Raw genomic sequence first — 15643 nt, forward strand, 5'->3', positions numbered from 1 at the left:
TCGATCATCAGGCCCGCCGACTGGTGGCAGCGGTGGCCAACCCGGTCAGCGCGGTACGCGCTGTCCGGTCCACGGGCGCGCTGTCGAGCGCGGCCAGGGCCTCGCCCACCCGCTCGGCGATCATCCGCTCCACCCGGGCCACCGCGCCGGTCTCGGCGACCACGTCGGCGAGCCGTTCCACAGGTTCGTCGTCGATCTGCTCCAGCGCCCGGAGCTGGCCGGGGTTGGCGAGTTGGCGGGCCAGCATGAGCAGCGTGGTGGGCTTGCCGACGCGCAGGTCGTCGCCGGCCGGCTTGCCGGTCGACGCCGGATCGCCGTAGACGCCGAGCAGGTCGTCGCGGAGCTGGAACGCCTCACCGACGGCCAGGCCGTAGCGGGTGTACGCGGTGACCAGCGCGGCGTCGGCCGTCACCCCGGCCAGGCACGCGCCGAAGAGCAGTGGTCGTTGCACGGTGTAGCTGGCGGTCTTGTAGCGGGCCACCCGCAGCGCCCGGTCGACCGACCAGCTGTCCGGGTCGTTCTCGCCGAGCACGTCCAGGTACTGCCCGGCGACCGTCTCGACCCGCATCTGGTCGTAGCAGCGGCGGACCTCGAACAGTCGGGCCGGGGTGATGGTGGCGCGGGCGAGCAGCTTGTCGGCCCAGACCATGCAGAGGTCACCGATGAGCACGGCGGCGGCCTCACCGAACCGGTCGGGGTCGCCCCGGTGGCCGGCGGCGACGTGCTGGGCGGCGAGCGCGACGTGGGCGGTGGGCCGACCGCGACGGGTGGTGGAGGCGTCCATCACGTCGTCGTGGACCAACGCGAAGGTGTGCAGCAGTTCGAGGGAGGCCAGCGCGGGTAGGACTGCGGGAAGCGGTTCGTCGCCACCGACCGCTCCCCGCCAACCCCAGTAGCCGAACGTGGACCGGATCCGCTTCCCCCCGGACAGCACGGCCGCGCGTGCGGCGGACGCGAAGCCGCCCATGGCTGCGTCGATCTCGGTGAGTGCGTCGACTTCGGCGGTGAGGAAGGTGGACAGGGTCTCGTTGACCGCCGTGATCAGGTCCTGGGTGTAGGCGGCCAGGACAGCGCGGACCGGATCGTCCCGCTCGCCCGGCTCCACCGGCGCCACACGTACCGCGTTGCCCGCAACTGCGTCGTTGGCCATGTGGGCGAGCGTACCCTAGGGTACGAGTTGCGTCGATTGGTGCGTCGATATTTGAGGAGGGCCGGTGGACGTCGATCTCACCGCTGCCTATGACCGGTGCCGTGAGCTGCACAAACGCCATGGCCGCACCTACTATCTCGCCACCCGGCTGCTCCCCGCGTGGAAACGGCGACATGTGCACGCTCTCTACGGATTCACCAGGTACGCCGACGAGATCGTGGACAGCACCGAGGACCTGCCACCGGCCCAGCGGGCCGCCCTGCTCGACGACTGGGCCAGCAGGTTCGTGGCCGGATTGCACGGCGCGTCGGTTGACGACCCGCTGCTGCCGGCCGTGCTGCACACGATCGCCATCTTCGATCTCGACCGGGACGACTTCGCGTCGTTTCTCAAGAGCATGGCGATGGACCTGACGGTCACCTCGTACCCGACGTACGACCACCTGCTCGACTACATGGAGGGTTCGGCGGCGGTGATCGGCACCATGATGCTGCCGATCCTGGGCAGTTCCGACCCGGCGGCGGCCCGCGAGCCGGCCCGGCAACTCGGCTTCGCCTTCCAGCTCACCAACTTCATCCGGGACGTCGCCGAGGACCTCGACCGGGGCCGCACCTACCTCCCCGACGAGGACCTGGCGAAGTTCGGCGTCACCCGCGAGGAGCTGATCGAGGCCCGCGACCGGGGGCGGGGCACGCCCCGCACGCGCGAGCTGATCGAGTACGAGGTGACCCGGGCCCAGGCGCACTACGCCGCCGCCGCGCCGGGCATCACCATGCTCGCTCCCGCCTCGCAGGCCTGCATGCGCACGGCGTACGCGCTCTACGGCGGCATCCTCGACGAGGTGGCCGCGCAGGACTACGACGTCTTCACCCGCCGCGCCCTGGTGCCGCAGCGTCGACGGATGGCGGTGGCCGCCCGCGCTCTGCTCACGTCGACGGGTACCCCGGTCACGATCCCGGGCCCGACGGTCCAGCCGGCGGCCCGGTGAGCGGGGCCACCGCGGTCGTGCTCTTCACCCGCGACCTGCGGGTGCACGACCACCCGGCGCTGGCCACCACCTGCGCGGCGTTCGACCGGGTGGTGCCGCTGTACGTGCTCGACCCGACCCTGGCCGGGCTGTCCGCCAACCGCACCCGGTTCCTGCACCAGGCGCTCGTCGACCTGCGCGACGCGCTGCGTGAGCGCGGCGGCGACCTGGTGGTGCGCCGCGGCGACCCGGTGGCCGAGACGATCCGGCTGGCCGGCAAGGTCGGTGCCACCGCCGTCGCCCTCTCCGCCGACGTCAGCCACTACGCCCGTCGCCGGGAGCGTCGACTGCGCGCCGAGTGCGAGCGGCACCGGCTGCACCTGCGGCTCTTTCCGGGGCTGACGGTCGTCGAGCCGGGTGCCCTGCGGCCCGGCGGAGGTGGCGACCACTACCGGGTGTTCAGCCCGTACCACCGGGCGTGGGCCGGCGCGCGGTGGCGCGAGGAGTTGGCCGCGCCCCGCCGGGTCGTGTTGCCCGACGGGGTGAGCGTGGGCCGGTTGCCGGCGCCGCCGGCGGGGGAGTCGCCGGAGGCGGCCGTCGGCGGTGAACGCGTGGCCCGGCAGCGCCTCACCGACTGGCTGCCCGAGCTGAGCCGGTACGACGACCAGCACGACGACATGGCCGGCGACGACACCTCCCGACTCAGCCCGTACCTGCGCTTCGGGTGCGTGTCGCCGTTGTCGGTGGCCAACCGTGCCGGCGACCGGTCCGGACCGTTCGTGCGGCAGATCTGCTGGCGCGACTTCTACTACCAGGTCACCGGCGCCTTCCCGGACATCTCGACGGCGGCCTACCGACGGGGCGCCACCGAGGAGTGGCGCTACGACGACGACGCCCTCGCGGCCTGGGCCGAGGGCCGGACGGGCATGCCGATCGTGGACGCCGGGATGCGGCAGATGCGGGCCCAGGGGTGGCAGCACAACCGGGCCCGGCTGATCACCGCCGGCTACCTGACCAAGCACCTGGGGCAGGACTGGCGGGCCGGCGTGCGGGTCTTCTTCCGCTGGCTCCTGGACGGCGACGTGGCCAACAACTCGGGTAACTGGCAGTGGGTCGCCGGCACCGGCAACGACACCAAGCCGTACCGGGGGTTCAACCCGGTCCGGCAGGCCGAGCGGTACGACCCTGCCGGCGACTACGTACGCCGCTGGGTGCCGGAGTTGGCGCAGGTCACGGGCAAGGCCATCCACCAGCCGTGGAAGCTGCCGGACGACGTGCGCCGCACGCTGGACTACCCGCCGCCGCTCGCCGTGCCGGGCACCGATCCGGTCTGGTTGCGGTGATTCAGAGGCAGGAGTGCAGCGCCTCGGCCACCTCGTCGACCCGGTCGTGCTCGGCGAGGTGTGCGGTGACGTACGCGAGCGTGTACCCGCGCACCGGGTCGGCCCACGCGCTGCTGCCGCCGATCCCGCCCATGCCCCAGCTCCCGTCCGGCTCCCACTGCATGCCCAGCGTCCATCGGGCCTGGCGGTCCAGCACCAGGTCCGGCCCGTCGTACTGGACCCGGGTCGCCTCGTCGAGGAGGGCGGGGCTGAACAGTCGTACGCCGTCCAGGACGCCGCCGGCCAGCAGACCGGTGTAGAGCCGGCCCAGGCCGACGGGGGTGGCGTGCAGGTTCACCGCCGGCATCTCGGCACCCCGCCACAGCGGGCTGTTCAACACGGTGAGGTCCAGCCCACCGGCCGGGTTGCCCAGTGCTCTCGCCCGCAGCGTGCCGGGGTCGCCCAGCTTGCGGACCGGCCACTCAGGGTCGCCGTAGCGCAGGTCCGCACAGCGCCGCTGGTCCGCCTCGGCCAGCCCGAACCCGAGGTCGAGCTGCCACGGGCCGGCGATCTCGTCGGCCAGGAAGCGGCCCACGCTCCGGCCGTCGACCCGGCGGACCAGCTCGCCCACCAGGTGGCCGTACGTCCAGGCGTGCTCGCCGGCCAGCGTGCCCGGCGGCCATTCGGGCTCGGCGGCGGCCAGGTCGCCGGCGAGCAGGTCCCAGTCCGCGACCGCGGTGGCCGGCCGGGGCACCGGGAACGCGGGCAGCCCGGCGGTGTGCGACAGGACGTGTCGCACGGTGGCCGGGGTGCGGAACTCGGGCCAGTACCGCGCGACGGGCGAGTCCAGGTCGACGCGTCCCCGCTCGACGAGCAGCAGCTGGCACAGCGCGGCCACCGGCTTGCCCACCGAGTAGACGTTGACCAGGGCGTCCGGCCGCCACGGTTGCCCGGACGCCCGGTCGCCGACCCGGATTCCGCCCACCAGGTCGACCACCGGTTGGCCGTCGTACCAGATGGTGAGGCCGGCGCCGGTCTCCCGGCCGGCGGCCAGCAGGTCGTGGAAGCAGTCCCGGACGGGGGCGAAGCGTGGGTGCATCCGATCACCGTAGGCGCTCCGGCACGGTGAGCCCGCCGACTTTTCCGGACCCCGGTGGCTGGGGCGGGGCCGCTGGGGGATGCTGTCGGGGTGGCAGAGCCGGAGCTGGTTGACGTTGTCGTGGTGGGGCTCGGGGTCGGCGGCGAGGAGGTGGCCGAGCGACTCGCCGACGCCGGTCTGAGCGTCGTCGGCATCGAACGGGACCTCGTCGGCGGCGAGTGCCCGTACTGGGGCTGCATCCCGAGCAAGATGATGATCAGGGCGGCGAACGCGCTGGCCGAGGCGCGTCGGGTCGACGGGCTCGCGGGCACCGCGCAGGTCCGGCCGGACTGGGCGCCGGTGGCGAGGCGGATCCGCGAAGAGGCCACCGACACCTGGGACGACAAGGTCGCGGTCGAGCGGTTCACCGGCAAGGGCGGCCGGTTCGTCCGGGGCAGCGGCCGGCTCGACGGCCCAGGCCGGGTGCGGGTGGGGGACCAGGTCTTCCAGGCCCGGCACGGCATCGTCCTGGGCACCGGCACCCGGCCCTCGGTGCCGCCGATCGACGGCCTGGCCGACACGCCGTACTGGACCAACCACCAGGCGATCGAGGTCGAGGAGCTGCCGGAGTCGCTGCTGGTGCTCGGTGGCGGCGCGATCGGGCTGGAGTTGGCGCAGGTCTTCGCGCGCTTCGGCGTCCGGGTCACCGTGGTGGAGGCGTTGGACCGGGTGCTGGCCGTGGAGGAACCGGAGGCGTCCGAGGTGGCCGCCGCCGCGCTGCGCGCCGACGGCGTCGAGATCCACACCGGAATACGCGCCGAACGGGTCGAGCACGACGGCGACCGTTTCACGCTGCGCGGCGGGGGCGGAGCGGAGTTCACCGCCGAGCGGCTGCTCGTGGTGACCGGCCGCCGGGCGCACCTGGAGGAGTTGGGGCTGGACACCGTCGGTGTCGACGCCAACCAGCGTTTCCTGCCGGTGGACGACCGGATGCACGTCACCGACGACATCTGGGGGGTGGGCGACCTGACCGGCGAGGGAGCGTTCACCCACATCGCCATGTACCAGGCGGCCATCGTGGTGTCCGACCTGCTCGCCCACTACCGGCAGGCGACGGCCGGCCCGGACGCCAGCGGGACCGCCAGCGTCGTCGGCGGCGCGATGGGCGCTTCCAGCGCGCTGGCCGCGAGCGGATCGAGCGGATCGGCCGGCACCGTCCCGCGCGCCGACTACCGGGCGCTGCCCCGGGTGACCTTCACCGATCCCGAGGTCGGGGCGGTCGGACTGACCGAGCAGCAGGCCCGCGAACGCGGCATCAACGTGCAGGTCGGGTTCACCAAGCTGAGCAGCTCGACCCGGGGCTGGATCCACCAGGTCGGTGACGAGGGCTTCATCAAGCTCGTCGCGGACGCCGACCAGGGTGTGCTGATCGGCGCGACGTCGGTCGGCCCGGCCGGTGGCGAGGTGCTGTCGGCGCTCGTGGTGGCGGTGCACGCGGCCGTGCCGCTGAGCCAGCTGCGGCACATGATCTACGCGTATCCGACCTTCCACCGGGCGATCGAGGACGCGTTGCGCAACCTGTCCTGACGACGAACCGGCGGAATCCTGGCAAGCTACGACAGTTGCATAGCAAAACCCGACCGTTTTCCGGTTCATTTCTTTCATTTCCGTGACGTACGATTGCGGCCGTGACCAAGCGGTTGACTGAAGTTGCCAAGAAGGCGGGCGTCAGCGAGGCCACCGTCAGCCGGGTGCTCAACGGTCGGGACGGTGTCTCCGAGGCGACCCGGACGGCGGTGCTCACCGCGCTCGACGTGCTCGGTTACGAGCGGCCGACCAAGCTGCGCGGCGAGCGTGCCCGGCTGGTCGGGCTGGTGCTGCCCGAGTTGCAGAACCCGATCTTCCCGGCGCTCGCCGAGGTGGTCACCGGCACCCTGGCCCAGCGTGGCTACACCCCGGCGCTCTGCGCCCGCACCATCGGTGGCGTGTCCGAGATGGACTACGTCGAGATGCTCCTCGACCACCAGGTGTCCGGCGTGATCTTCGCCGGGGGCTCGTACGCGCTCGCCGACGCCAAGCACGACCACTACCGGCGGCTGACCGACCGAGGTCTTCCGGTGGTGCTGGTCAACGCCGGCGTGGACGAGTTGGGCTTCCCCCGGGTCTCGACCGACGACGCGGTGGCGGTGGAGCAGGCGTACGGGCATCTGCGCTCGCTCGGCCACGAGCGGATCGGGATGGTGCTCGGCCCGGAGGGGCACGTGCCGTCCCGCCGCAAGCTGGACGCGATGGTCCAGGCCGCGGACTGGGGCGCCGCCGAGCGGGAGTGCGTCGAGCGGTCCAGCTTCTCGATGGAGGGCGCGCGGGTCGCCGCGACGAAGCTCGTCGAGCGCGGCGTGACCGGCATCATCTGCGCCAGCGACGTGCTGGCGCTGGGCACGATCCGGGCCGCCCGACGGCTGGGCCGCGCGGTGCCGACGGACATCTCGGTGGTGGGCTTCGACGACTCGGCGTTCATGACCTGCACCGATCCGCCGTTGACCACGGTCCGGCAGCCGATCGAGACGATGGGCCAGGCCGCGGTGGACCTGTTGGTGACCCAGATCGAGGGGGTCGGCGTGCTCCAGGACGAGCTGCTCTTCGAGCCGGAACTGGTGGTCCGCGGCTCCACCGCGCCCGCGCCCGCTCGCTGACCCTGCTCACGGCCTACTGACCGACCTTCTCGAAGGCCGCCGACCGCACTCGCGGTCGGCGGCCTTTTTGGTGCCCAAGTAGCCCCATAACGGGTGCAATCCCGCATCCTGTCGCCCTCTGCCGTCAGGATGTCGTGTCCTTTCAAAACATCGTCGACACCTTGCTGAAATGAGTCGTGCTCGTTACAGTGACTCCACTCACACCTGGCTCCGGCGCAGCTACAGGGCGTCAGGTCGTATCACCGCATCAGCGCACCTCACGGAGACACCCGTTCCCGAAGGGATGGACAGATGTCCGTACCGCAATACCGAAGGGCTGCCACCCTGGCGCTCGTGGCCGGCCTGGGGCTGAGCCTCACCGCCTGCTCCACGAAGAGTGACGACAAGGACGCGACCGCCGGCGGCAAGATCACCATCACCGTCGACTGCCAGCCGGTCGGTGCCCAGAAAGAGCTGTTGCAGAACTGGAACGACGACGTCGCCGCGTTCCAGAAGGAGAACCCGGACATCGTCGTCAAGAGCGTGAGCGTCGGCGAGCAGTGCAACAACCCGCCGGACTTCACCGCCCGGCTGGCCGGTGGCACCGTGACCGACGTGTTCTACGGCTACATGACCGACGTCCAGCAGGTGCTCGACTCCGGCCAGGCGATGGACATCACCGAGTACGCCAACAAGGACACCATCCCCACCTGGGACAGCGTTGACCCGGCGCTCAAGGAGGTCTTCACCGACGGCGGCAAGCTCTACGCCGTACCGGTGAAGAACTACTCGATGGGCCTGATCTACAACAAGGTGCTGTTCCAGCAGGCCGGCCTGGACGTGAACAACCCGCCGAAGACGTGGGCGGACGTCCGCGCCGCCGCCAAGAAGATCTCCGCCCTCGGCAACGGCATCGCGGGCTACTCGGAGTACAGCGCCGGCAACACCGGCGGCTGGCACTTCACCTCGCTGCTCTACTCGCAGGGCGGCCAGGTGCTCACCGCCGACGGCAAGAAGGCCGACTTCAACAACGCCCAGGGCAAGCAGGTCCTGCAGAACCTGAAGGACATGCGGTACGGCGACAACAGCATGGGCGCCCGCCAGTTGCTCCAGTGGGGTGACCTGCTGACCAACGCCGGCGCGGGCAAGGTGGGCATGTTCATCGGCGCACCCGACGCCACCCAGGCCATCGTCAGCCAGTTCCAGGGCAAGTTCCAGGACTGGGCGATGGCCCCGCTGCCCGGCCAGGACGGCCCGGCGAAGGGCACGCTCGGCGGCGGCGAGGGCTACTTCTTCAAGAAGGGCCTCTCCCCGGAGCAGGTCAAGGCCGGTCTGAAGTGGATCGCGTACCAGAAGCTGACCCCGGGCAAGGGCCAGTTCGACTACGTCCGCTCCAAGCCGCAGAACTACCCGGTGGGTCTGCCCCAGCCGCTGCTGTTCGCCAACGGCAGCGACGCGCAGAAGCAGGAACTCGACCTGCGCAAGGCGAACGCGAACGTCGACACCGCCAACTTCGCCCTCTTCGAGGCGACCCCGGTGCCGATCAAGGGTGAGCCGCGGAACGCACAGGCGATCTACGCGGTGCTCGACGCCGCGATGTCCGGGGTGCTGACGAACCCGAACGCGAACATCGACGCGTTGCTCAAGACGGCCGAAGACAAGGTCAACCAGCTCCTGGCCGCACAGAGCTGAGCCACGGGTGTGGGGGTCGGCACGCCGGCCCCCACACCCCGCGCCGCACCGTCCGCCTCACCGACCTTCGCAGGAGAGTGCCGTGGCGATCACCGCCGCCCCCCAGGCCCCCGGGAGACCGGGCCGCCCGATGCCGTCGTACGCGGCAGGGCCGAAGCGTACGAGCCTCGGCCGCAAGGTACGGGACAACCTCACCGGGCACGCCTTCCTGATCGGCGCCGTGCTCTGCTTCGTGGTCTTCTCCTGGTACCCGATGGTCCGTGGCGTCGTGATGAGCTTCCAGCGGACCAGGCGCGGCGAGACGACCTGGGTGGGCTGGGACAACTACACCCGTCTTCTCGCCGATCCCAGCTTCTGGCCCGCGTGGAAGAACACCTTCTACTTCACGCTGCTCGCGCTCGTGCTCGGGTACGCGGTGCCGTTCTTCGTGGCGATCCTGCTCAACGAGTTCCGGCACGCCAAGGGGTACCTGCGGATCCTGGTCTACCTGCCGGTGATGCTCCCGCCGGCCTCGGCCCTGTACCTGTTCAAGTTCTACGCGTACGACCCGAGCGAGGCGGGCCTGTTCAACGCGATCCTCAAGGCGCTGCACCTGCCGACGTCGCAGTGGATGCAGTCGCCCGAGATGACGATGCCGGCCATGGTGATCGCCTCCACCTGGATGAACATGGGTGGCGCCGTGCTGATCTACCTGGCGTCGTTGCAGAACATCCCCGGCGAGCTGTACGAGGCCGCCGAACTCGACGGCGCCGGGATCCTCAAGCGGATCCGGCATGTGACGATCCCGCAGACCCGGCTCATCCTCGCGCTCCTCGCGATGATCCAGATCGTCGCCACCATGCAGCTCTTCATCGAGCCACTGATCCTCGCCAACGGCGCGGGCGCGGAGGATTCCGCGACCACCGTGGCGTACCTCATCTACCAGCACGGGTTCTTCCAGAACGACCTCAACGGCGCGGCCGCACTGGGCGTGCTGATGCTCGTCGTGCTGGCCGGCTTCTCCGCCGTGTACGTGCGGCTGACTGCGAAACAGGACTAGGACGGCGCGCGATGGCACAGGATTCCGGCACCCGGACCCTCATCTCCCATGCCCAGATCAGCCGGGGACGCGGGCGGGTCATCTACTGGACGCTGCTGGTCGTCGTCGTGACGGCGTTCACGCTCGTCTTCCTCGGACCGCTCTACTGGATGGTCACCGGCGCGCTCAAGTCCGGCCAGGAGATCGCGCAGACCCCACCCACGCTGTTCCCGAAGGACCCGCAGCCGCAGAACTACATCGACGCCTGGAACAATCTGGAACTCGCCAAGCTGCTGTTCAACACGTTCTACTACGCGATCGGCGCGGTGCTGTTCCAACTCGTCCTGGACGCCGCCGCCGCGTACTCGCTGTCGAAACTGCGACCGATCTTCGGCAACCTGATCCTCGGGCTGATGCTCGCCACGCTGATGATCCCGGCGATGGTGCTCATCGTCCCCCAGTACGTGACCGTGATCGACCTGCCGATCCTGCACCTCAATCTGCTCGACTCGCCGTTCGCCATCTGGCTGCCGCTGGTGGCGAACGCTTTCAACATCTTTCTGCTGAAACGGTTCTTCGACTCCATTCCCGAGGAGTTGATGGCGGCGGCCCTGGTGGATGGCGCGACGTCACTGCGTACGCTCTGGTCGATCATCCTGCCGATGTCGCGCCCGATCCTCGGCGTCGTCGCGATTCTGGCCATGACGGCGGTCTGGAAGGACTTCCTCTGGCCGAAGCTGGTCATGCCCTCGCCGGAGACCCGGACGGTCAGTGTCGGCATCTACTCCTTCGCGGGTGGCACGCCCATGAACGTGGTGATCGCCGCGTCGGTCATCGCCGCCATCCCCACCGTTATCGTCTTTTTGATCTTCCAGCGGAACATCATGTCTGGCCTGACCGCCGGCAGCATCAAGGGATAGCCACCCTCGCAGGCAGCGGAGCGAACAACGGCCGTTCGTCCGACACCCCATCGCCACCGGCGTACCCGGCGACGTACGACGCAGAAAGCAGGTGCTCGTGTCCACAGCAGACAGCAGTCCGTGGTGGCGTGGAGCCGTTATCTACCAGGTGTACCCGCGCAGCTTCGCCGACGGCAACGGCGACGGCATCGGTGACATCGCAGGTATCCGGTCCCGCCTGAACCACCTGTCCGCGCTTGGCATCGACGCGATCTGGTTCAGTCCCTGGTATCCGTCGCCGATGGCCGACGCCGGGTACGACGTGTCGGACTACCGCGACATCGATCCGGTCTTCGGCACCCTCGCCGAGGTCGAGGCGCTGATCGCGGAGGCGCACGAGCTGGGCATCCGGACCATCGTCGACGTGGTGCCCAACCACTGCTCCGACGCGCACCCGTGGTTCCAGGCCGCGCTGGCCGGCGGTCCGGGAGCGCCCGAGCGGGACCTGTTCTGGTTCCGGCCCGGTCGGGGCCCGAACGGCGACCAGCGCCCCACCGACTGGGTCGGCGAGTTCGGGGGCGAGACCTGGACGCGCACCACCAACCCGGACGGCACGCCCGGCGACTGGTACCTGCACCTCTTCGCCCCCCAGCAACCGGACTTCAACTGGGACCACCCCCGGGTACGGGCCGAGTTCGAGGACATCCTGCGGTTCTGGTTCGACCGGGGCGTCGACGGCATCCGGATCGACTCCGCCGGGCTGCTGGTGAAGGACGGGACGCTGCCGGAGGTCGAGCCCGACCGGCCGCACCCGTTCCACGACCTGGACGGCGTACACGACATCTACCGGGGTTGGCGGCGGGTCGCCGACTCGTACGCGGACCGCGCGCTGATCGGCGAGGTGTGGCTGCCGGACCGGCAACGGTTCGCCAACTACCTGCGCCCCGACGAGTTGCACGCGGCGTTCAACTTCGACTTCCTCGGCTGCGCCTGGGACGCGTCGGCACTGCGGGAGAGCATCGACGGGACGTTGAGCGCCCACGCGCCGGTCGGCGCGCCGGCCACCTGGGTCCTCTCCAACCACGACGTGACCCGGCACGTCACCCGCTACGGCCGGGCGGACACCACGTTCAGCTTCGCCGCGAAGCGCGAGGGCATCCCCACCGACCTGGAGCTGGGCACCCGTCGGGCGCGGGCCGCCGCCCTGCTGTCGCTGTCGCTGCCCGGCGCCGTCTACGTCTACCAGGGCGAGGAGCTGGGGCTCTGGGAGGTCGAGGACATCCCGTACGCGCTGCGGCAGGACCCGATGTGGGAACGCTCCGGTCGGGTCGACCCCGGTCGGGACGGGTGCCGGGTCCCGTTGCCCTGGGCCGGTGACGAGCCGCCGTTCGGGTTCAGCCCGGAGGGCTCGGCGACGCCCTGGCTGCCGCAGCCGGCGGACTGGAAGGACCGTACGGCGTCGGCACAGACCGGCGACGCCGCATCGATGCTGGAGCTGTACCGGGCGGCCATCCGCATCCGGCGGGCCGAGGCGGCGCTCGGCGACGGCGACATGACCTGGCTGCCCGCCCCGGACGGCGTGTTGGCCTTCAGCCGTGGCGGCGGCTTCCGCTGCCTGGTCAACCTCACCGACACGGCGGTGCCGATGCCCGCTGACGGGGAGGTGCTGCTGGCCAGCGGCCCACTCGACGACGGGCTGCTGCCGTCGGACACCGCCGTCTGGCTGCGTACCCCCGAAGAGGCGGACGGGCCGCGCGCGGACGCCGCCGCCCTGACCTGACCTGATCCGACCCGACGTGGTGCCGGCGGTCCCGTCCCGGCCGCCGGCACCCACACCACCCGCGCACCGCGCCCACGAGAGGAGGACGAGGGACCGCCACGCCGCACCGACACGGGGGACCTGGCCTGCCTGACGAAAGGGAGAGCGCAGCTCATGGCCAACCACACCACCGGCACGTCGTACCAACTCAGACGCCCGACCCGGGCGGGGCTGGCCGCCGTCGCCGCCACCCTGCTCGCCGCGACCTCACTGACCGCCCTGGCGGTCACCGGCGGCGCCACCCCGGCCTCGGCGGCCGGGTTGTCCCCCTTCGACATCTCGGGCCGTGGCGCCACCGTCCCCTTCATCGAGCAGGAGGCCGAGAAGGCCGCCCACAACGGCACGAAGATCGGCCCGGACCGGCGCTACGGCACGCTGCCGTCGGAGGCGTCCGGCCGGGAGGCGGTCACCCTCGACGCCGTCGGTGAGTACGTCGAGTTCACGCTCACCGCCCCGGCCAACGCGGTCACCTTCCGGTACAGCCTGCCGGACAACTCCGCCGGCACGGGCCGGGACGCCACCATCGACCTGCGGGCCAACGGCAACCTGCTGAAGTCGGTCCCGGTGACGTCGAGGTACGGCTGGTACTACGGCGGCTACCCGTTCAACAACAACCCGGGCGACACGAACCCGCACCACTTCTACGACGAGACCCGGGCGTTGTTCGGAAGCACCCAGCCGGCCGGCACGAAGATCCGGTTGCAGGTCTCCTCGACCGCCCAGTCACCTACCTTCACCATCGACCTGGCCGACTTCGAGGTGGTCGCGCCGATCGCCAAGCCCTCCGGTGTCATCGACGTGGTCACCGACTTCGGCGCGGACCCGACCGGCGCGACCGACTCGACCGCCAAGTTCCAGGCGGCGGTCGACGCCGGCAAGGCCCAGGGCCGCCCGGTCTGGATCCCGACCGGCACCTTCACCCTCTGGGACCACGTGGTGGTCGACGGGGTGACCCTGCGCGGTGCCGGCCCCTGGTACTCGGTGCTCGGCGGTCGGCACCCCACCGACCGCAAGCGGGCCGCCGGCATCTACGGCAAGTACGTCCCCGGTGGCGGCTACACCGGTGAGATCCGGTCGCACGAGGCGAACGGGCCGAGCCGCAACGTCACCCTGCGGGACTTCGCCATCATCGGCGACATCCGCGAGCGGGTGGACGACGACCAGGTCAACGCGCTGGGCGGGGCGATGACCAACTCGGTGGTCGACAACCTCTGGTTGGAGAACACCAAGGTCGGCGCGTGGATGGACGGGCCGATGGACAACTTCACCATCCGCAACAGCCGGATCCTCGACCAGACGGCGGACGGGGTGAACTTCCACACCGGCGTCACCAACTCGACGGTGACCAACACGTTCGTCCGCAACACCGGCGACGACGCCCTGGCCATGTGGGCGCAGAGCGTGCCGAACGTCAACAACTCGTTCACGCACAACACCATCGGCGTGACGCTGCTGGCGAACCACCTGGTCAGCTACGGCGGTCGGGACATCAAGATCACCGACAACGTGACGGCCGACTCGCTGACCAACGGCGGCGGCATCCACGTCGCCAACCGCTACCCCGGCGTGCAGGGCGACACCGCGGTCCGGGGCACCTGGACCATCGCCCGGAACACGTTGATCCGCAACGGCAACTCGGACTACAACTGGAACTTCGGCGTCGGGGCGATCTGGTTCTCCGCGCTCAACGAGGCGTTCCAGCAGGCCACCATCAACATCACCGACACCGACATTCTGGACAGCTCGTACGCGGCGCTGCACTGGATCGAGGGTCAGACCAGCGGCATCAACCTCAACAACGTCCGCATCGACGGCGCCGGCACGTACGCGCTCCAGGTGCAGGCGCCCAGCCAGGTGTCGTTCACCAACGTACGGGCCACCAACATCGCGCAGAGCAACCCGATGCACAACTGCGTGGGTGGCGGTTTCCAGATCACCCAGGGCACCGGCAACTCGGGCTGGTACACCTCGACGCCGTACTGCGGCCCGTGGCCGGAGCCGCAGTGGAATGGTGGGCCCAGCACCCCGCCGACCACCGGCCCGACCACCGCGCCGCCCACCACCGCGCCCCCGACCACGGCACCGCCGACGACCCCGCCGCCCAGCGGTGGAAACCTGGCGCTGAACCGGTCGACGACCGCGACCAGCACCAACCAGAACTACACGGCGGGCAACGCGGTCGACGGCAACGCCTCGACCTACTGGGAGAGCGCCAACAACGCCTTCCCGCAGTCGGTCACCATCGACCTGGGCGCGGCCCGCTCGGTCGACCGGGTGGTGCTCAAGCTGCCCGCCGGCTGGGAGCAGCGCACCCAGACCCTGTCGGTGCTCGGCTCCACCGACGGCTCGTCGTACGGCACGCTGGCGTCGTCCGCCGGTCGGGTCTTCGCCCCCGGCTCGGGCAACACCGTGTCGATCGGGCTGCCCTCCGGTGACCGCCGTTTCATCCGGGTCACCGTGACCGGCAACACCGGCTGGCCGGCCGCACAACTCAGCGAGGTCGAGGTGTACGGCGGCACCCAGAGCACGCCCCCGCCCACCACCGCGCCCCCGACGACCACCCCGCCCCCGACCACGCCCGCCCCCACGGGCAACCTGGCCGCCGGGCGGTCGGTCACCGAGACCAGCCACTCCGACGTGTACGCCGGACCCAACGCGGTGGACGGCAACGCGAACACCTACTGGGAGAGCGCCAACAACGCCTTCCCGCAGTCGTTGACCGTCGACCTGGGCGCGACCCGAACGGTGTCCCGGGTCGTGTTGAAGCTGCCACCGTCATCGGCCTGGCAGACGCGTACCCAGACGCTGGCGCTGCTCGGCTCCACCGACGGCTCGTCGTTCAGCACCGTCAAGGGGTCCGCCGGCTACACCTTCAACCCGTCCAGCGGCAACACGGTCACCGTGACCTTCACGGCGACCAGCCAGCGCTACCTGCGCCTGACCGTCACCGGCAACACGGGCTGGCCCGCCGGTCAGCTCGGCGAGTTCGAGGTCTACTCCAGCTGACCCGGCGGCCCCCGCCCGGC

The 15643-nt window shown here is 70.6% G+C and carries 11 protein-coding genes; 9 read left to right on the forward strand and 2 right to left on the reverse strand.

The window, feature by feature from the left end:
• Positions 1-7 precede the first annotated feature (7 nt).
• Positions 8-1150, reverse strand: coding sequence for a polyprenyl synthetase family protein (locus AC3EN4_RS22595; protein WP_435207700.1), 1143 nt, complete (start codon positions 1148-1150; stop codon positions 8-10).
• Between the two features lie 64 nt (positions 1151-1214).
• Between AC3EN4_RS22595 and AC3EN4_RS22600 the strand changes: the two genes are divergently transcribed.
• Both AC3EN4_RS22600 and AC3EN4_RS22605 read left to right on the forward strand, forming a co-directional pair.
• Positions 1215-2138, forward strand: coding sequence for a phytoene/squalene synthase family protein (locus AC3EN4_RS22600; RefSeq protein WP_435207701.1), 924 nt, complete (start codon positions 1215-1217; stop codon positions 2136-2138).
• A complete protein-coding gene (locus AC3EN4_RS22605; protein ID WP_435207702.1) occupies positions 2135-3460 on the forward strand; it encodes a cryptochrome/photolyase family protein in 1326 nt (441 codons plus the stop codon). The genes AC3EN4_RS22600 and AC3EN4_RS22605 overlap by 4 nt, the downstream gene beginning before the upstream one ends.
• 1 nt (position 3461) lies before the next feature.
• Here the strand turns inward: AC3EN4_RS22605 and AC3EN4_RS22610 are convergent, their stop codons facing one another.
• Complete coding sequence (locus AC3EN4_RS22610; protein ID WP_435207703.1) at positions 3462-4538, reverse strand: serine hydrolase domain-containing protein; 1077 nt, start codon at positions 4536-4538, stop codon at positions 3462-3464.
• 90 nt (positions 4539-4628) lie between these two features.
• On the opposite strand from AC3EN4_RS22610, the gene AC3EN4_RS22615 reads away from it, so the two are divergent.
• From AC3EN4_RS22615 to AC3EN4_RS22645, 7 genes are all read left to right on the forward strand, one after another.
• The gene (locus AC3EN4_RS22615) at positions 4629-6104 is read left to right on the forward strand and encodes a dihydrolipoyl dehydrogenase family protein (protein ID WP_435207704.1); all 1476 of its coding nucleotides are present in this window, start codon (positions 4629-4631) and stop codon (positions 6102-6104) included.
• A 101-nt stretch (positions 6105-6205) separates the two neighbouring features.
• A complete protein-coding gene (locus tag AC3EN4_RS22620) occupies positions 6206-7210 on the forward strand; it encodes a LacI family DNA-binding transcriptional regulator (RefSeq protein ID WP_422737735.1) in 1005 nt (334 codons plus the stop codon).
• Between the two features lie 291 nt (positions 7211-7501).
• A complete protein-coding gene (locus AC3EN4_RS22625) occupies positions 7502-8881 on the forward strand; it encodes an ABC transporter substrate-binding protein (protein WP_435207705.1) in 1380 nt (459 codons plus the stop codon).
• Positions 8882-8963: 82 nt separating this feature from the next.
• Positions 8964-9920, forward strand: coding sequence for a carbohydrate ABC transporter permease (locus tag AC3EN4_RS22630; RefSeq protein ID WP_422737737.1), 957 nt, complete (start codon positions 8964-8966; stop codon positions 9918-9920).
• Positions 9921-9931: 11 nt separating this feature from the next.
• The gene (locus AC3EN4_RS22635; protein WP_435207706.1) at positions 9932-10819 is read left to right on the forward strand and encodes a carbohydrate ABC transporter permease; all 888 of its coding nucleotides are present in this window, start codon (positions 9932-9934) and stop codon (positions 10817-10819) included.
• 97 nt (positions 10820-10916) lie between these two features.
• Positions 10917-12578: a glycoside hydrolase family 13 protein gene (locus AC3EN4_RS22640; protein ID WP_435207707.1), complete on the forward strand. Its 1662-nt coding sequence runs from the start codon at positions 10917-10919 to the stop codon at positions 12576-12578.
• A gap of 153 nt (positions 12579-12731) precedes the next feature.
• The gene (locus AC3EN4_RS22645; protein WP_435207708.1) at positions 12732-15623 is read left to right on the forward strand and encodes a galactose-binding domain-containing protein; all 2892 of its coding nucleotides are present in this window, start codon (positions 12732-12734) and stop codon (positions 15621-15623) included.
• Positions 15624-15643 lie beyond the last annotated feature (20 nt).

The sequence above is a fragment of the Micromonospora sp. bgisy143 genome (genome assembly GCF_057708145.1).